This is a genomic window from Subtercola sp. PAMC28395, assembly GCF_018889995.1.
Taxonomy (GTDB): Bacteria; Actinomycetota; Actinomycetes; order Actinomycetales; family Microbacteriaceae; genus Subtercola.
On record NZ_CP076547.1, the window covers coordinates 679,246 to 696,911 of the forward strand.

19 protein-coding genes are annotated in these 17,666 nt (G+C 66.1%); 6 read left to right on the forward strand and 13 right to left on the reverse strand.

The window, feature by feature from the left end:
• The first annotated feature begins 78 nt into the window (after positions 1–78).
• Positions 79–855, forward strand: coding sequence for a VOC family protein (locus tag KPL76_RS03255; RefSeq protein ID WP_216335098.1), 777 nt, complete (start codon positions 79–81; stop codon positions 853–855).
• A 211-nt stretch (positions 856–1,066) separates the two neighbouring features.
• Here KPL76_RS03255 and KPL76_RS03260 read toward each other — a convergent pair whose 3' ends face one another.
• The 6 genes from KPL76_RS03260 to KPL76_RS03285 all read right to left on the reverse strand — a co-directional run bounded on the left by KPL76_RS03260 (position 1,067) and on the right by KPL76_RS03285 (position 6,828).
• Positions 1,067–1,870 (reverse strand): nucleoside/nucleotide kinase family protein, encoded by an 804-nt coding sequence (locus KPL76_RS03260; RefSeq protein ID WP_253202140.1) that lies wholly within the window; start codon positions 1,868–1,870, stop codon positions 1,067–1,069.
• Entirely contained in the window at positions 1,857–2,729 is an 873-nt protein-coding gene (locus KPL76_RS03265) for a sugar phosphate isomerase/epimerase (protein WP_216335100.1), read from the reverse strand. Before KPL76_RS03265 ends, KPL76_RS03260 begins: the two co-directional genes overlap by 14 nt.
• Before the next feature lie 127 nt (positions 2,730–2,856).
• On the reverse strand, positions 2,857–3,765 hold the full coding sequence (locus KPL76_RS03270) for a sugar phosphate isomerase/epimerase (RefSeq protein ID WP_216335101.1): 909 nt from the start codon (positions 3,763–3,765) through the stop codon (positions 2,857–2,859).
• Positions 3,766–3,944: 179 nt separating this feature from the next.
• Positions 3,945–4,736, reverse strand: a complete 792-nt coding sequence (locus tag KPL76_RS03275; RefSeq protein WP_216335102.1) for an ATP-binding cassette domain-containing protein — start codon at positions 4,734–4,736, stop codon at positions 3,945–3,947.
• Positions 4,733–5,722, reverse strand: coding sequence for an ABC transporter permease (locus KPL76_RS03280; protein ID WP_216335103.1), 990 nt, complete (start codon positions 5,720–5,722; stop codon positions 4,733–4,735). The genes KPL76_RS03275 and KPL76_RS03280 overlap by 4 nt, the downstream gene beginning before the upstream one ends.
• A gap of 62 nt (positions 5,723–5,784) precedes the next feature.
• Positions 5,785–6,828, reverse strand: coding sequence for a substrate-binding domain-containing protein (locus KPL76_RS03285; protein WP_216335104.1), 1,044 nt, complete (start codon positions 6,826–6,828; stop codon positions 5,785–5,787).
• A 155-nt stretch (positions 6,829–6,983) separates the two neighbouring features.
• Here KPL76_RS03285 and KPL76_RS03290 point away from each other — a divergent pair, with 155 nt between their 5' ends.
• Genes KPL76_RS03290 through crcB form a run of 5 tightly spaced genes read left to right on the forward strand, consistent with a single transcriptional unit; the run spans position 6,984 to position 10,340 of the window.
• On the forward strand, positions 6,984–8,156 hold the full coding sequence (locus tag KPL76_RS03290) for an ROK family transcriptional regulator (RefSeq protein ID WP_216335105.1): 1,173 nt from the start codon (positions 6,984–6,986) through the stop codon (positions 8,154–8,156).
• Positions 8,157–8,188: 32 nt separating this feature from the next.
• Positions 8,189–8,683: a GNAT family N-acetyltransferase gene (locus KPL76_RS03295; protein WP_216335106.1), complete on the forward strand. Its 495-nt coding sequence runs from the start codon at positions 8,189–8,191 to the stop codon at positions 8,681–8,683.
• A gap of 29 nt (positions 8,684–8,712) precedes the next feature.
• On the forward strand, positions 8,713–9,228 hold the full coding sequence (locus KPL76_RS03300) for a phosphatase PAP2 family protein (RefSeq protein WP_253202141.1): 516 nt from the start codon (positions 8,713–8,715) through the stop codon (positions 9,226–9,228).
• A 24-nt stretch (positions 9,229–9,252) separates the two neighbouring features.
• Positions 9,253–9,966: a CrcB family protein gene (locus tag KPL76_RS03305; protein ID WP_253202142.1), complete on the forward strand. Its 714-nt coding sequence runs from the start codon at positions 9,253–9,255 to the stop codon at positions 9,964–9,966.
• On the forward strand, positions 9,963–10,340 hold the full coding sequence (gene crcB, locus KPL76_RS03310) for a fluoride efflux transporter CrcB (protein ID WP_216335107.1): 378 nt from the start codon (positions 9,963–9,965) through the stop codon (positions 10,338–10,340). Before KPL76_RS03305 ends, crcB begins: the two co-directional genes overlap by 4 nt.
• Before the next feature lie 36 nt (positions 10,341–10,376).
• Here crcB and KPL76_RS03315 read toward each other — a convergent pair whose 3' ends face one another.
• The 7 genes from KPL76_RS03315 to KPL76_RS03345 form a co-directional block, all read right to left on the reverse strand.
• Entirely contained in the window at positions 10,377–11,657 is a 1,281-nt protein-coding gene (locus KPL76_RS03315) for an APC family permease (RefSeq protein WP_216335108.1), read from the reverse strand.
• A gap of 69 nt (positions 11,658–11,726) precedes the next feature.
• The gene (locus KPL76_RS03320; RefSeq protein WP_216335109.1) at positions 11,727–12,860 is read right to left on the reverse strand and encodes a S1C family serine protease; all 1,134 of its coding nucleotides are present in this window, start codon (positions 12,858–12,860) and stop codon (positions 11,727–11,729) included.
• A 28-nt stretch (positions 12,861–12,888) separates the two neighbouring features.
• Positions 12,889–13,239, reverse strand: coding sequence for a helix-turn-helix domain-containing protein (locus KPL76_RS03325; RefSeq protein ID WP_216335110.1), 351 nt, complete (start codon positions 13,237–13,239; stop codon positions 12,889–12,891).
• Between the two features lie 53 nt (positions 13,240–13,292).
• Positions 13,293–14,405: a bifunctional 2-methylcitrate synthase/citrate synthase gene (locus KPL76_RS03330; RefSeq protein WP_216335111.1), complete on the reverse strand. Its 1,113-nt coding sequence runs from the start codon at positions 14,403–14,405 to the stop codon at positions 13,293–13,295.
• Complete coding sequence (gene prpB / locus KPL76_RS03335; protein WP_216335112.1) at positions 14,402–15,316, reverse strand: methylisocitrate lyase; 915 nt, start codon at positions 15,314–15,316, stop codon at positions 14,402–14,404. The genes KPL76_RS03330 and prpB overlap by 4 nt, the downstream gene beginning before the upstream one ends.
• Positions 15,316–16,821 (reverse strand): MmgE/PrpD family protein, encoded by a 1,506-nt coding sequence (locus KPL76_RS03340; protein ID WP_216335113.1) that lies wholly within the window; start codon positions 16,819–16,821, stop codon positions 15,316–15,318. Before KPL76_RS03340 ends, prpB begins: the two co-directional genes overlap by 1 nt.
• Positions 16,818–17,606: a GntR family transcriptional regulator gene (locus KPL76_RS03345; RefSeq protein ID WP_253202143.1), complete on the reverse strand. Its 789-nt coding sequence runs from the start codon at positions 17,604–17,606 to the stop codon at positions 16,818–16,820. Before KPL76_RS03345 ends, KPL76_RS03340 begins: the two co-directional genes overlap by 4 nt.
• Between the last annotated feature and the right edge of the window lie 60 nt (positions 17,607–17,666).

Here is a 17,666-nt window from a genome sequence, read left to right on the forward strand (position 1 = left end):
TGCGCAGGAGTTCATACTGGAGTCCAGTGCAGGGCTGCACCGTCGCGCAGCTCCGCGATACGCGAAGGGAAGACACCGATGGCTATCGTCGAGAGTTACCTGCAGGGCACCCCGTGCTGGGTGGACCTGGTCACCACCGATATCGTTGCAGCCCGTGATTTCTACAGTTCGCTGTTCGGCTGGCAGTACGACGCCTACCCGATGGGGCCGCCGGAAGCCGGGCTCACCTATTACATGTCCACGCTGCACGGCAAGAACGTCGCCGGCCTCATGCAGGATTTCGACGATTCTGCCGAGACCGATGTGCACTGGAACACCTACCTCGCGGTCGACGACGCTGATGCGGCCGCGGCGCGTGCCGTCGAAGCCGGTGGAACACTGGTCAGGCCGGTCGACGAGATCCCGGGCTCCGGACGCATCGGCTCGCTGCTCGACCCCTCGGGTGCCGCCATCGGACTCTGGCAGACCAGAGGCCACATCGGCTCAGCTGTTGTCAATGAGCCTGGAGCGGTGGTCTGGAACGAACTGCGCTCGAGCGACGTCGCGTCGACACTCCCCTTCTATGAAGCCGCCGCAGGTATGCGAAGCGAAACCGAAGCGACCGAAGGCCTGGGCGACTACACCCAGTTCTTCGTCGACGACCGGAGCATCGCCGGGGCCGTCGCGACGAGCGAGGTCGACTCGCGGAACGCGTGGAACATCTACTTCGCGGTCGACGACGTCGACAAGGCGGTCGAGAAGCTCGTCGAACTGGGTGGCTCGGTGAGGCAGCCGGCCTTTGACGCGGGCGGCGTCGGCCGTATGGCTGGGGTCACCGACCCACAGGGCGCGGTGTTCTGGCTCATCTCGAGCTGACTCGGCGACTCCGGTGCGTCGGAGCTCACCACGAAACAGTCCAGGCGCCCGACGACGTGCAGTGTGCACGCGGAAGGGCGTGTGGACTGTTCCTTGGCGGGCGAACGAGGTCCGTGCGGCCATTGAAAGGTGTGCGCGGCAGGTGCGAAGCACGGTCAGCCAGCGGCCCGGTGGGTGCTGCAGTCAGCCAGTGGCCCGGTGGGTGCAGCGGTCAGCGAGCGCTCTGGATGATCGACGCATCCACTCCCGAAACGACGATCGTTGCGCGCGGCCGTGACGCCTCGATGAGAAGTGCGTTCGCCCCGTCGACAGTGGTGGCCCACTCCGCGGCAGCTTCGGGACTGCGCCCGTGGCGCTCGTGTCGGTCGACGAGACGGCGAAGGCGCTCCTCATCGCTGGTCGCGCAGAACCAGCTCTCGGCGAGCAGCCCGGCAACGGAGGACCACGGCGACTGGTCGACGAGCAGGTAGTTGCCTTCGACGATGACGAGCCGGGCATCCGGAGTCACCGCGATCTCGCCGGCGATGCCCTCATCGACCGAGCGGTCGAAGCTGGGCGCATAGACGGTGTGGTCGAGTTCGACCAGCAGCCGGTTCAGCAGAGCGACGAAGCCCCAGCCGTCGAAGGTGTCGATGGCACCCTTGCGGTCGTGGTTGCCGAGGCGGTCGAGGGTGGCGTTGGCGAGGTGGTAGCCGTCCATCGGCAGGTGCACGGCGGTGCCGCGCTGGTCAGCGCCAGAACTCGCGCCATCACCAGGACTGGCGGCGTCGCTGGCCAGCAGTTCGGTGACTCGCGCCGCAAGCGTGACGGCGAGGGTCGTCTTGCCGGCACCCGGGCTGCCGGTGATTCCGAGGATCACGCGGCGGCCGGGCACCATCAGGGTGATGGCGCGCTGGGCCAGCGCATCGAGGCCCGGCAACCCGGTCAGTGCCGGGGCTGCGACGGGAGAGACCGGGTCGCTTGGGGCCGTCTCCCGAGGAGCGGTCTCAGCAGCACCTGGCTCAGGAGTAGACACGGGTTCCTTCGAGGGCGTTCGTGATGAACGAGTGTGCGTGGCGGGCCAGCGCGGGTCCGTCATTCCACAGGTTACGCCAGATCGACAGATCGTTCGAGAGGGTCGGCGAGACGACGGTCGAGGAGAACGACTCGAAGGTGATTCCACCGGTGTAGTCGATGTCGGCCATGGCGTGGAAGAACGACGTGAAGTCGATGTGGCCGCTGCCGAGGTAGCCGCGGTGGTTCTCGCCGATGTGCACGTAGCCGAGGCGGTCACCGACGAGCTGGAACGGACGCACGAAGTCGTCTTCTTCGATGTTCATGTGGTAGCTGTCGAGGTGGATCATGACGTTGTCTTCGCCGATGTCGTCGGCGAGCGCGAGCGCCTGGGCTGCGGTGTTGATGACGTTCGTCTCGTAACGGTTGCAGATCTCGAGCCCGAGCGTCATGCCCTTGCCCTGTGCCTCGACCGCGAGATCTTTGAGCACCGAGACGGCGTTCGAGCGACCCGCCGGGGTGAGTGCGCGGCCGAAGTTGCCGAATGCACTGTAGAGCGCACCGGTCAGAATGGTGCCACCGAGGTCGTGCGTCACCTGCAGCGACGACTGCAGAAGTGCGGCACCGCGCGCGACGACCTCGAGGTCTTCGCTCGAGACATCGGCGTCGAAGGCGAGGCCGCGCGAGCAGACCACGTCGAGCCCTGCTTCCTCGAGGGCGGCCCGCGCTGCGGGTGCGTCGAGGTTCTGCGCGTCGTGCAGCGAGAGCTCGAGGATGTCGTAGCCGGCCGCCTTCGTCTGGGCGATGGCGTAGTCGACTTCAGAGGGAGTCGTGCCGCCGGAGAAGACGAGTGCGTGCACACCGAGTTTGTTGAGCGTCATGAGGGTTCCTTCTGTGGGTGAGTCGGTCTGGGTGAGTGGGTCTGGGTGAGTCGGTCTGGGGGAGTGGATCTGGTGGTGGTCAGGGGTGGTGATGGTGCCGGATGGCGCGCGCGTTCTGACGGAGGGATCAGTGCGCGAGCTCGGTCGCCGGAGCAATCGAGAACGATGATGTGGCCGCTGCCGCCGCGAGCTGCGTGGCAATGAAGTCGTGAGCGTGGCGTGCCACGGCCGCGGGGTCGACCCAGGGGTTCCTCCACAGGCCGAGCGTGTGCGAGAGCTCCGGATCGAGCACCGCGCCCGAGAACGACTCGAAGGTGATCGGCCCCGTGAAGTTCGACTCGTTCAGCGCCTTGAAGAGCGCAGGCCAGTCGATGCTGCCCGAGCCGAGGTACCCACGGTGGTTCTCACCGGCGTGGATGTAGGCGAGCAGCGGGCCTGCGACGCGAACCGGAGTGACCTGGTCTGGCTCCTCGGTGTTCACATGAAAGGTGTCGATGTGCACAGCAAGGTTGTCTGCACCGATCTCGCGAATGAAATCGACCGTCTGTTGCGCCGTGTTCAGCAGGTTCGACTCATACCGGTTCACGAACTCGAGACCGATCGTGACGCCTGCGGCCTTCGCCTTCTCGGCCACCCGGCCGAGTACAGCCTGCGAATTCGCCCGTGAGCGAGCCGTGAATGGATGATCGTACTGCCCCATCTTCGAATACGTGACCCCGCCGACATACCTCGAGCCAGTGTCACGGGCCAGGGTCACGGCGGCTTCGAGCATCCGCTCGCCTCTGGCGACGACGGAGTCGTCTTCATCGTTGATGTCGGCACTGGCAGGCAGCGCGAGGGAGTAGACGCCCGTGAGCCCGTGGTCGGCGAGGAGTTTCGCGGTCAGGGCGACGTCGATGTTCGGGGCGTCGCCGGCCGGGATCTCGATGAGGTCGAAGCCGGCCTTGGCGCTCTCGCTGATGGCGTAGGTGGCCGAGGCGGGCGACCAGTCGCCGACCCAGAGGCCGGCGTGGATGCCGATCGGGTTTGCTGGCACGGGTGGCTCCTTGGTGTGAATGGGGTGGGGCTGGGTGGGTGGGGCTGGGTGGGTTGGGGCTGGGTGGGTTGGGGCTGGGTGGGTTGAGGCTGGCTGGACTGTGTTTCAGGCGTGGCTGTGCTGGGAGATCGTGCTCCGTTCCGAAGAAGAACGGAGCCGGACCCTGGGCGCGCGCGCGCCTACGCGGACTTCGCTCCTGTGATGAGCGACACGAGCTCGTCGGCATCGGTCTCTGCGGTGCGGCGACCGGCGACAGCCAGCCCTCCGCGCATGACCCACACGTGGTTCGAGAGGCGCATGACCTGGTCGAAGTTGTGGCTGATGAGCAACACCGCCACACCCGAGTCCCGCAGCGTGCGAATGGTCTGTTCGACCTTCTCCGTCTCCTGCACGCCGAGGGCCGCGGTCGGCTCGTCCATGATGACGATCTTGCTGCCCCACCCGGCAGCCCTCGCGATGGCGAGTGCCTGGCGCTGGCCGCCGGAGAGGCGACGCACCTTGCTGGCGACGGGAGGAGAGTTCACGGCGAGGTTGGCGAGCAGGTCGCTGGCGGTGGCCTTCATCTGCTTGCGGTTCAGGGTGCGGAACGGGCCGAAGCCGTGAGTCAGTTCGCGGCCGAGGAAGAAGTTCTGCCAGACCGTGAGGTCTTCGACGAGAGCGAGGTTCTGCTGCACGGTCTCGATGCCGAGCTTTCGCGCTTCGTTCGGCGTGCTGAACGACACTTCGGCGCCGTCGAGCGTGATCGTGCCGCCATCGGGCCGGTGGATGCCGGAGAGGCAGCGCACCAGCGTCGACTTGCCGGCGCCGTTGTCGCCGATGAGTGCGGTGATCTCGCCGCGCAGCAGCTCGATGGAGGCGCCCTTCAGCGCTCGCACACCACCGAATGACTTGGTGATGCCCTGGGCAGAGAGAATGACATCGGGTGAGTGCGGGTCGACCGGGAGTGCGGCCTGGACGTTGGTGTCGGTCATTTCTTCTGGAACCTCGTGAGTAGGGCCGCGAGCACAACGACGATGCCCACGGCGAGGGGCTGGTAGAACTGCGAGACACCGAGAAGCGTGAGCCCGTTGGTGAGGGCCGTCAGCAGCAGTGCACCGATGACGGGGCCGACGATCGACCCCTTGCCGCCTGTCAGGCTCACCCCGCCGAGGACAACAGCGGCGATCGAGTTGAGCAGGTAGGAGGTGTTGATCGACGGTTCAGCCGCACCGACGCGGGCCACCAGCAGGATGGCCCCGATTCCGGCGAGCAGCGAACAGATGATGTAGACGGCCATGCGAACGCGGGGGGCCGCGATGCCGTTGGCCACCGAGCTCTCCTCGTTGCCACCCACAGCCTGCACGTGCAGGCCGAAGCGTGTTCTGAACATCACGAACCAGCCGAGGGCGGCGATGACGGCGGCCAGGATGACCGGGTAGCCGAAGACTCCGATCGACCCTGTTGTGAACTTCAACAGTTCAGGGCTGTTCACGGTGATGGGCTTGCCGTTGGAGATGATGAGCGCCAACCCCGTCGCCACCGACAGGGTACCGAGCGTCACGATGAAGTCGGTCACCTTGCCCTTGGCGATGAGGAGCCCGTTGATCACACCGATGATTCCGGCCGCGACCAGCGCTGCGAGAATCGAGATGACGATCCCCGCGCCGGCCGACCAGGCCACACCGAAGCCGACAGCACCGAACGTCATCGTCGCCGAGATCGACAGGTCGATCCCGCCGGTGGTGATGACGAAGGACTGGGCGACCGCCAGGATCACGAGGATCGCGGCGGCCACCAGCATGGCCTTGATGTTGCCGGCCGTCAGGAACGTCGGCGAGAGAATCGAGAAGACGATCACCAGGGCGACCAGCCCGATGGGAGCCGCGTATTCGGCCCAGAAACTGACGTTGCGCGCCTGGCCGAGCAGCGCTCTGGCTGGTCTGGGCGGTGCCGCCTGGGTGTGTGTTGCAGTACTCACAGGGTTAGCTCGACTTCTCTCGTGGTGTGTTTCGGTGTGGGGTCAGCGCAGCTGGGTGACTGCTACTTCGTGGGAAGCAGGGCGGTCAGCGGGTTCTCGAAGGTGTCGAACGGCTGCGGGAACGCTGTGATCGCCTTCGCTGCGACGTCGGTGGTGACGAGAGCCGTGGGGGACTCGACCGTTGCCGGCAGGGTCTTGCCGGCCGCCGCTACCTGGCAGGCCTCGACACCGAGGGTACCGATGGCGTACGGGTACTGTGCGACGGTCGCCGTGAGGCCACCGGCCTGCACCGACTCGAGGGCGTCCTTGTTGCCGTCGACGCTCACAACCACGATCTTGCCCGTGAGGCCGGCATTCTCGACGGCCTTCACGACGCCGAGGCCCATGTCGTCGTTCGCAGCGAAGATCGCGGCGATGTTCGGGTTGGCGGCGATGATGTCGGTCGCTGCGGTGAGGGCCTTGTCACGGCTCCAGTCCGCGGCGACTTCGTTGACCACGGTCAGGCCGGTGGCGGCAGCTTTGAAGCCGTCGATGCGGGCGGCACTGGTGACGTTGCCGGCGACTCCGCCGATGAGCGCTACGGAGGAGCCAGCGGGGACCTTGGAGAGGACGAATGCGCCGGCCTTGCCGCCTGCAGCGTTGTTGTCTGTACCGATGTAGGTCGAGATCTTGAGGTCGGCGGTCTTGACGGCGTCGGGGTCGAACGGGCTGTCGATGTTGACGATGGTCTTGCCGGCAGAGGAGATCGGGGCGAGCGCCTGAACGAGGTTCGTACCGCTGATGGGGTTGACGATGAAGCAGCTGAAGTCCTGGCCGGCGAGAGCGGTGAGCTTCTCGGCCTGGCCGGTGGTGTCATCGGTGGATGCTGCGGCCTGAACCGTCACAGAGACGCCGTTCGTCTTGGCCGTGTCGGTGATCCCGTCGCCCATGGCCTGGAAGAAGGGGTTGTCGAGTCCCTTGATCACCGCGGCGAAGTTCGTCGAGGTCGCCGCTGCGGTCGATCCGCCTGAGCTGCTGCCCGCGCAGCCAGCCAGAACCAGCGAGAGGGCGCCGAGGGCGACACCCGCTCCAACGACACGCTTGAATGTTGCATCTTTGCTGAACATTTTCATCCTTGAGGTGCTGTGGGCACTACTGCGTGCCGGGTAAAGTCGAAACTACAGGTACTTTTGTGTTTGTGCAATACGAAAGTTGGCTAACTTTAGTCAATCAATGGGTCTATTATCATCGTAATCGTTCCTATGACAGTGATGGAGGGCTCGTGAAGCTCGTGGAGCACGGTTCCCACATCAGCGACGTGCTGGCCCTCTTTCGCACCCGCGGCGAGTTGAGCCGCACCGACGTCATGGAGATCTCCGGTCTCTCTCGCTCCACCGTGAACCAGCGCCTCACCGCGTTGACCGCGGCCGGTTTCATCACACCCGTCGGCGGCGGCGAGTCGACCGGCGGCCGGCCATCCTCCCGCTTCGCCCTCAACCGCTCGCGGGCGATCCTGCTGACCGCCGATGTAGGGGCCTCGGGGTTCGTCGCGGCCGCCTGCGACCTGAACGGAACCCCGATCAGGCACGTCACCCGCGCCATCAACGTGTGGGAGGGCCCGGAACCCGTTCTGCTCGAGGTGCAGGCCGCCTTCACCGAGCTTCGCCAGGGCGAGGAGGTCTGGGGCATCGGTATCGGTGTTCCCGGGCCGGTCGAGTTCGCGGCCGGCTGGGTCGTGAACCCGCCGATCATGACCGGATGGGATCACTTCGACATCGTGCACTGGTTCGCGAGCAAGTACGACGCGACCGTGGTCGTCGAGAACGACGCGAATGCCCGCGCCGTGATGGAGTCGAGGCAGCACGGCATCGACAACCTCATCAGCCTCAAGGTGGGCACCGGAATCGGTTCCGGCCTCGTCTTCAACGGCCAGATCATCCGGGGCAGTGAAGGAGCAGCGGGCGACGTCGGCCACACCCGCGCGGCGCACGCCGACGATGCTGTTCCACTCCCCTGCCGGTGCGGCAATGTCGGCTGTGTCGAGGCATATGCGGGCGGCTGGGCGCTCGTTCGCGACCTCGAGGCGGAGGGCATCTCGGTGGAGAACGTCGCCGGGGTCGTCGAGCTCGTGAAGAACGGCGACATCGAGGCTGTCAGGCTCGTGCGGCAGGCCGGACGGGTGTTGGGCGACGCGGTCGCGGGGCTGGTGAGCATTCTCAACCCCGGCATGATCGTGCTGTCTGGCCAGCTGGCGGAGTGCGACGAGGTACTGATGTCGGGCATCCGGGAGCGTGTCTACCAGCGGTCGCTGCCCCTGGCGACGCGCAACCTGCGCATCAAGACCTCTGACCTCGGCGAGCTCGTGGGGGTCTCGGGCCTCGCCCTCATCACCGCCGACCGGATCTTCAGCGCGGGCGAGATCGATGCGCTCATCGACGTGACCCTCGCGAGCTGAAGCGCGGGTATCGAAACCCTTACCCTTGAGACATGCCTTCACGCGATGCGCTGCCCTTCCGCTTCGAGCGGGTCGACTACTCCGACCCTCGCGCCGTTGCCCTGCGTGCTGTCATGGACGACGAACTCGGAGCACGCTACTCGGTCGATGGTGAACCGATCGACGCGCTGACTCTCACGGCCCTCGCCGTGAACCCGAGCGACGTGCGGGCCACGGTGCTGGTGATCGACCACGACGGCACACCGATCGCCCACGCAGCCCTGCGTATGCTGCGGGGTGACTGGGAGGTCAAGCGCGTCATCGTCACGGGCGATCAGCGAGGCCGCGGCATCGGCAGGGCACTGATGCTCGAACTTGAACGCATCGCCAGCGAGGAGGGCGCAGCGCGCCTCATTCTGCAGACGGGCGACCGCCAACCCGAGGCCGTTGCCCTCTATGAGAAGATCGGCTTCACCCCAATTGCGCTGTACGAACCGTACGCGACAGCGATCCCCTTCTCGCTCTGCTTCGAGAAGAGCCTCCGCTGAACCCGCACGAGCGCCAACCGCCAGCGTGGGTGCGAAGGGGAGACGAGCAGGTCGCGCGTGCGGTGAACGGGCACCTCGGGCATCCGGCGCTCGACCGCGCGGGCGTGGGGCTCTCGACATTCGCCAACAAAGGGGTGCTGTGGTTCAGCATCGCCGCCCTGCTGTGCGTGACCGGTAACCGGCGGGCGGCCGTTCGGGGCAGCCTGTCGCTGCTGGCCGCGAGCGCGACCGCCAACCTGGTGGTCAAACGGATGCTCGGCGGCCCCCGACCCCCGCTCGACACTGTGCGGCAGGCGAGGCGTCTGGCCGATCATCCGGCATCGCCCTCCTTTCCGTCAGGGCACTCGGCCAGTGCCTTCGCGTTCGCCACCGGGGTCACGCTCGAGCTGCCGTGGATGGGGTTCGTGCTGTACCCCCTCGCGGCGGCTGTTGCGGCCACCCGCCTGCTGGTGGGAGCGCATTGGGCTTCGGATGTCGTGGGCGGCGCGACGCTCGGCTCTGTTGTCGCGGTCGCGGGCTCAGCAGTATCGAAGCCGAAACGCTGACCGCGACTGTGGTTTGATCGACTGGTGAGCGCACACGGCGAACCCGAGGAGCACGGCGAGCCTGCCGGCTCGCTCGGCGACGCCGTCGATGACTCGTCAGGCGGGTTCGCTGCTTACGAATTCACCACGTTGCCCGTCGACTCCGACCTCGTCGACGCCGAATCGGGCGAACCGGCAGTCGGTGACCCGAAGCTCGTTCCTGCCAGTGCCAGGCAGGCAGGCAAACCGATACACCTGCGGTGGCACTATGCCGGCATCGTCATCGTCGGCGGCACCGTCGGAACGGCCCTTCGCGAGCTGCTCAGCCTGGTCGTGCCCGACCTGAACGGTGTCGCACTGGTGATTCTGGGCATCAACGTCGTCGGCGCGTTCCTTCTCGGCGCACTTCTTGAGACCCTGAGCCGCAGCGGGCCAGACGAAGGGCGACGCCGACGACTCCGGTTGCTGCTCGGCACGGGCGTGCTCGGCGGGTTCACCACCTACAGCACCCTGGCCACCGGCACAGCACTACTGCTGACGAACGGCCGACCGACGGCGGCGACGCTCTATGCCGTGGCGACCCTTCTCGTCGGCGCGGTTGCGACTTTTCTCGGAATCGTTGTCGCTGCGAACCGGCACCGCCGCCGTTTCGACCCGGGTAGCGGCACCCGCGCCGAAACCGGCAGTCGCCGGGGCGCTGACACCAGCACGGACAACCGCAATCGACCCGACACCTCCGACACGGCGGGGGGCCGATGAACCCGTTGATCTTCGCCCTGCTCTCGCTAGCCGGCGGCCTCGGTGCGGCACTGCGATTCTGGCTCGACGGCTTCGTCAAGAGCCGATTCACCGGCGCCTACCCGCTCGGCACGACCATCATCAACGTGTCAGGCTCCCTCATTCTCGGTCTGATCACGGGACTCACGCTGGGCAACCTGGTGCCCCAGGAACTCTTCTTCATCCTCGGCACCGGCCTGATGGGTGGCTACACCACCTTCAGCACAGCCAGCTTCGAGACCGTGCGCCTCGTACAGCAGAGACGCTGGGTGGCCGCCCTCATGAACGGTATCGGGATGCTCGTGCTCTCGGTGCTCGCCGCACTCCTCGGGCTCACCCTCGGCCACGCACTCTGAGGCCGTTCACGTGCCGACCGTTCACGTACCGACCGTTCACGTGCGCGCCGCTTCACGCCGACGTGCTGCTGCTCTGACGACCAGCCGGTAGACGACTCCGATCGCCAGCACACCGACGCCGACCACGATGGCGGTGAGTGGAAGCGTGACGACGAGAGCCGTGCATCCGGCCAGGCCCAGCAGCTGAAGCACGCGCGGATACCGGCGACTGTCGCTCGCCTGGGTCAGCGCGGCCAGATTGGCGACGAAGTAGTAGAGGAGCACGCCGAACGACGAGAAACCGATGGCTGCGCGAAGATCGACGGTGAGCACCAGAAGACACACGACGACGGCTAGCGTGATCTCTGCGCGGTGCGGCACGGCGAATCGCGGATGCACGGCTGAGAGCCATCGCGGAACATCGCCCTCGCGCGCCATCGCCAAGGTGGTGCGACCGATGCCTGCGATGAGCGCGAGCAAGGCACCGAGCGACGCTACTGCCGCGCCGATTCGAACCAGGGGCATGGCCCACGACCATCCGCTCAGCGCGACGGTGTCGGCGAGCGGCGCCGTCGACGAGGCGACACCGGCCGGGCCGAGCGCGCCGAGAACGACGACCGCGATGACGGCGTAGATCACAACGGCTGCGCTGAGTGCGATAGTGATGGCACGTGGAATGGTGCGGGCAGGGTCCCGTACCTCCTCGCCCATGGTCGCGATTCGGGCGTAGCCGGCGAAGGCGAAGAACAGCAGACCCCCCGATTGCAGGATTCCGTACCAACCGTGGGCGAGTAAGCCGGCGGAGTCGACAGCACCCGCTGCGGGGAGTCCGGTGCTGAACCCGGCTGCCACAACGATGGCGAGCACAATCAGCACGACGATAACGATGATGCGGGTCAATGCCGCAGTGCGAGTCACCCCGCGGTAGTTCACCGCAGCAAGGCCGATCACGGCGAGCAGGGCGACGGGTTTCTCCCAGCCTGCCGGGGCGGCGTAGGCAGCGAAGGTGATGGCCATCGCCGCGCAGCTCGCCGTCTTGCCTATGACAAAACTCCACCCGGCCAGGAATCCCCACCAGGGGCCGAGCTGCTCACGGCCGTAGATGTACGTTCCGCCGGAGGTGGGGAACGCGGCCGCCAGTTGGGCCGACGAGGTCGCGTTGCAGAAGGCGACGATCGCGGCGACCACGAGCCCGACGAGCAGGCCGGCTCCCGCAGCCTGTGCCGCGGGAGTGAACGCGGCGAAGATGCCGGCGCCGATCATCGAGCCGAGCCCGATGAACACGGCATCGGTGAGCCCGAGCCGCCGTGCGAGCGAGGGCCCTGCAGAAGTTGTCACGGGCGAACTTTACGCCAGCCGAGCAACGGCCAGGTGAACGCTTCGCACGGGGGTTTCGCGACGGCCTGCTCAACCAGTGGTTGGCGGCGTGCCCAGCGTCACCTGGGTCTGCGCCTCGGTACCGTTCCGCACGTACGTGACGTCGACCACGTCGCCGATCCTCTTGGCCAGCGTCACCCGGGTGATCACGTCGCTGTTGATCGCCGGCTGCCCGTCGATGCGCGTGATGATGTCACCGGCCTGGATCCCTGCGGTCGCAACCGGGCCTCCTCGCACCACCGATTCGACGAAGAGACCCGACTCGACTCCGAACCGCTGCGCGACTGCCGGCGGGATCAGCGAGACCTCGACTCCGAACCACGGGTACACCGCGGTTCCCGTCGCTATGAGCTGCTTGACGATGCCGTTCGCGAGGTTCACCGGCACGGCGAACCCGATGCCGACGCTGCCGCCTCCGGCCTGGCCGACCGCGTTCGGCACCGAAGCGATGGCGGTGTTGATGCCCACGAGAGATCCGTCGCAGCTCACGAGCGCACCGCCCGAGTTGCCCGGGTTGATCGCGGCATCGGTCTGGATCGCTCCCGCGAGCGTCGTGGTGGTGTCGCCGTCGCTCGGTACGGTGACGTTGCGCCCCAGCGCACTCACGATTCCCGCCGTCACCGTGCTTGACAGGCCGAGGGGCGCGCCGAGTGCGACGACCGGCTGGCCGACAGCCACTGTCGACGAGTCTCCGATCGAGATGGTCGGCAGCTTCTGGTCGCGGGTGACCTTCAGTACAGCCAGATCTGAGACCGGGTCGCGCCCGACAAGCGAGGCAGTATCTGATTCACCGCTGTTGTACATGACCGTGATTGTTCCGCCCTGGGCGGCATCGGAGATGACGTGGTTGTTCGTGACGATGTAGCCGTCGCTCGTCAAAATCTCTCCCGTGCCGACCCCACCTCCGCCGGCGCCCTGGATGCTGATGGTGACGATACTCGGAAGAACATCGGTCGCCACAGCCCTTGCGTCGCAGACCGAGGCAACTCGTGCAGTCGTGGCAATGAACCCTCCTGCGAAGCCGGCAACGAGGGCGATGACCACACCGCCGGCAACGGTCACCCAGAGCCTGCGGCTCTGCCACCACTTCGCGCTGGCGGGGCTTCCTGCTTCGACTTCAGGCGCAGGCGGCTCAGCAGGGGTGGCGGGCTCGGAGTTCGTCATGGCCAGAGCATAGTGGTTTCGTCACTCGTCAGCTGTTCAGAATGGTGCTCCGCAGATCGTCGAGAAGCATGAGCAGTTCGTCGGCGTCGGCCCTCCAGTACGTGATCGGGCCGGCACCCCGCGGGTGAGTGGTGTGCCGGCCGACGATGATGCCCTCGGATTCGAGCGCCTTCAGGTGGCGGCGAATCCCGTTGCGGGTGATTCCGAAGCGTTCCATCAGTGCCGCGTCGCTCAGCTCGCAACCGGAGAGCAGGGCGGTGATGATGTCGAGGCGCACCGAGCTGATTCCGAACACAGCCTGGGCCCGCTGCACGCCCGCCAGGCCAGAGAGAGCCTCAGCACGATCGAGAACATCGAGGTCGGCCGCGGCACGTCTCACGGTCTCGCCTCTCGTCTCGGTCGATCATCCGGAAGCCTGTGAAGCACAGCGGATCAGGGCAGGTGCCGCTCTTCTGGCCCGTTGTACAGGCTCAGGGGGCGGATCAGCGCGTTCGAGGCGAGTTGCTCCATGATGTGGGCAGTCCAGCCGGTCACCCGACTGGCCACGAAGAGGGGAGTGAAGGTGAGCGTGTCGAACCCCATCAGGTGGTACGCCGGGCCAGACGGGTAGTCGAGGTTCGGCAGGATGTTCTTCTTCGACGTCATCGACAACTCGAGCGCGTCATAGAGGGCAGCGAGATCCTGGGCATCGTATTCGGCGACGAGCGTATCGAGGGCGGCCTTCATCGTCGGAACGCGTGAGTCGCCGTTCTTGTAGACACGGTGGCCGAAGCCCATGATCTTGCGCTTCTCGGCCAGGGCAGTGTTCAGCCACTCTTCGGCCTTTGCCGCCTCGCCGATCTCGTCGAAGACATGCATCACCGCCTCGTTCGCTCCACCATGCAAGGGGCCCTTGAGAGCGCCGATGGCAGCGACGACAGCGGAGTACAGGTCGGAGAGCGTGCTCGTCACGACGCGGGCCGTGAAAGTCGAGGCGTTGAACGAGTGCTCGGCATACAGGATCATCGAGACATCGAAGGCGTCGACGACGACCTGGGCGGGCACTTCGCCGAACGTCATGTAGAGGAAGTTCGCGCTGTACCCGAGATCATCCCTCGGCTCAACGATCGCCTGCTGGCGACGCCGGCGCTGGTCGTAGGCGACGATCGCCGGGATCTTGCCGAGCAGGGCGACCGACTTGGCGAGGTTGGCCTCGGGGGTCGACACGTCGGCCTCCCAGTCGTTCGCGCCGATGACGGAGACAGCGGTGCGAAGCACATCCATCGGGTGAGCCGTGAGCGGCAGATCGTCGATGACCCGCTTGACGTTGTCATCGAGCTTCCGGTACGAACGCTCGACGGCCTGGAAGTCGGAGAGCTGCCCCGAATCGGGGAGCTCGCCGTGCCAGAGCAGATAGGCGACCTCCTCGAAGGAACATTTCGCTGCCAGCTCCTGCACGGGGTAACCCCGGTAGAGCAGAGAGTTGGTCTCGGGGTTGACCTTCGAGACTGCGGTGTAGTCGACGACGACGCCGGCGAGGCCCTTGTGGATCTGTGGGTCGGTCATGAGGCTCCCTTGCCTTGTGGTACCTGGAAGTTGAAAATGCTGGTGTCGAAGGTGTTGTATGCCGAGTAGTCGAGCAGTTCATACAGGCGCGCGCGGGTCTGCATGTTCTTCACCTCGGGCTGCAGCGAGCCCTCGGCGAGGATCGTTTCGAGCCCGCGTTCAGCGGCACCCATCGCAAGACGCAGCAGGCTGACCGGGTAGATGACGAGGTTGATGCCCACTCCGGCGAGCTCGTCGGTGGTGAACAGCTCACTCTTGCCGAACTCGGTCATGTTGGCAAGCACCGGCACGTCGATCGCCTTGCGAACCGCCTCGAACTCGCCGAGGTCGGCCATCGCCTCGGGGAAGATCGCGTCGGCGCCCGCGTCGACGAGTGCCTTCATCCGGTCGATCGCGACGGAGAGCCCTTCGACGGCACGGATGTCGGTGCGCGCCATGATCAGCAGATTCGGGTCACGGCGAGCGCTCACGGCAGCGTTGATGCGCTTGGTCGCGGTGTCGGTGTCGACCACCGCCTTGCCGTCGAGGTGGCCACAGCGCTTCGGGTTGATCTGGTCTTCGATGTGCAGGCCTGAGACGCCGGCATCTTCGAGCTCCTGGACCGTGCGGGCCACGTTCATCGGTTCACCGAACCCCGTGTCGGCATCGACGAGTGTCGGCAGGTCGGTCATGCGGCTGATCTGCCGGGCACGAAGGGCGACCTCGGTGAGCGTGGTCAGGCCGATGTCGGGCAGGCCCAGGTCGGCCGCGATGACCGCGCCAGAGATGTAGACGCCGTCGAAACCCTTGTCTTGTATGAGCCTGGCGCTCAGCGGGTTGAACGCACCGGGCATCTTCTGCAGCGTGCCCGAGGCAAGAGCCGCACGAAAGTCGGCTCTCTTCTCAGCGGGCGTCTTCTCGGAATACAACATCAGAAGAGTCCCTTCGGTGCGGTGATTCCCTCGAAGAATCCGGCACGAGCCGTGACGGTGAGGCCGCCGAGTTCTGCCGCACTGAGCGAGGGAAGTCGCTGGGCCACGTCGAGAAAGCGCTCGATCTCTGCTTCGTCGAGGGCGTGAGCCGCAAGGGTGCGGAACTTCTTGATGTAATCGGCACGCTCGAACGGCCGGGCTCCGAGCGGGTGTGCGTCGGCGACCGCGATCTCGTCGACGATGCGCGTGCCGTCTTTCAGTGTGATCTCGACGCGACCGCCGAAAGCCTTCTCAGCGGGGTCGTTCGAGTGGTAGCGACGCGTCCACTCCGCGTCTTCCTGTGTGGTGATCTTGTTCCACAGTGCGACAGTGTCGGGCCGGGTGGCTCGCTCCCGCGAGTAGGAACGTTCGTGGTTCCACTCGCCGTCCTGGTAGGCGACGGCGAAGATGAAGGGCACCGAGTGGTCGAGCGTCTCACGGCTCGCCAGCGGGTCGTACTTCTGCGGGTCGTTCGCGCCCGAGCCGATCACGTAGTGCGTGTGGTGCGAGGTGTGGATGACGATGCTGACGATGTCATCATCGTTCGCTACCGCGTGCTGGTTGTGGAGCTTGCGCGCGAGGTCGATCCACGCCTGGGCCTGGTACTCAGCGGAATGCTCTTTGGTGTAGCTGTCGAGAATGGCGCGCTTGGCCTCGCCGGGGGCGGGCAGAGTCACGTCGTACTGGGCGCTTGGGCCGTCGAGCATCCACGCGATCACGCCGTCTTCGCCTTCGTAGATCGGGGTGGGGCTGGTCTGGCCGCGCATGGCACGATCGACAGCCTCGACCGCCATCTTGCCGGCGAAGGCCGGGGCGTAGGCCTTCCAGGTGGAGATCTCGCCCTTGCGGGACTGGCGGGTGGCCGTTGTGGTGTGAAGTGCCTGGCCGATCGACTGGAAGATCGTTTCGACGTCGAGGCCGAGCAGTGTGCCTATTCCGGCGGCCGCGCTCGGGCCGAGATGCGCCACGTGGTCGATCTTGTGCGCGTGCAGGCTGATCGCCTTGACGAGGTCGATCTGGATCTCGTAGCCGGTCGCGATGCCGCGCACGAGGTCGTGACCGCTCTTCTGGGTGTGCTGGGCGACGGCGAGGATGGGCGGGATGTTGTCGCCCGGGTGGGAGTACTCAGCCGCGAGGAAGGTGTCGTGGTAGTCGAGCTCCCGCACGGCGACGCCGTTCGCCCACGCCGCCCACTCGGGGCTGTAACGGCCTTCCACCCCGAAGACCGTGGAGCCCGGCGTGTAGGGGTGTGCCTGGGCCTGGGCCCTGGCCGCGATGATCGGGCCGCGCGCGAGGGAGGCCGTGGCGACTGACGCATTGTCGATCACGCGGTTGATCACCATTTCGACGACATCATCGGTCACCGCCACCGGGTCGGCCGCAACCTGGGCGATCGAATAGGCGAGTTGTTCGCTTGCCGGGAGGTTTTCGGAGCTCGGGTGCACCCGAACGTCAAGAGTCTTCATATGGAGAGTGTTCCTTCTGGTTGGGGATCGAAAGCTGGTTGGGCAGTGAAAGTCGGCTGGGGGCTGGGTGGCGTTGGGTCATCGGGCCGCGCCGGGTGCGAACGGCCGCCGACAGCATCGGCGAGCGAGGAGAGAATGACCTGCTGGCTGCGGTGCAGGTGAACGTGGGTGGCGTGTGCTGCCAGTTGCGCGTCGCCGTCGATGATCGCCTCGACGATCGTGAGATGCTCCTTCGCCGCTTCGAGCAGCCTGGCCGGGTTGTCGCTGGACAGGCGACGGATGCGGGCCAGGTGCGTGCGCACACCATCGAGCGCGCCGACGAGATACGGGCTGTCGATGGCGACGTCGATCTCGTGGTCGAAGCGGGAGACGATGTCGTAGTACTCCTGGCGGTCGGCTTTCGGGTCACCGAGGATGACCGGTGCCGTGCGCAGCGCCGACTGCAGTACGGCGAACGGTTCGACCGAGCGCCTGCGGGCCGCGAGGCCAGCAGACTGCTGTTCGAGGGCCTGGCGGAGTTCGAAGAGCGAGACGACATTCTCTGCGGAGACGCCCGCGACCACGAGGCCGCGAGCCCCCTGCGGCTCGACCAGCCCGTCGGCGACAAGGCGGCTGAGGGCGTGCCGAAGGGGGGTACGTGAGACGCCGATGCGCGTCGACTGCTCGACTTCGGCCAGAACGGTACCGGGGGCCAAGCGCCATTCGACGATCTCACCGCGGAGAACGGCGTAGGCACGATCACTCGCTCGCATCTCACCCGCCCTCACGTCTATGTATACAAGCATGCCCAGTATGCGCCTCAGGGTGAAGAAATAGCAAGTCTTTTGGGGTCAATGTATACGCAG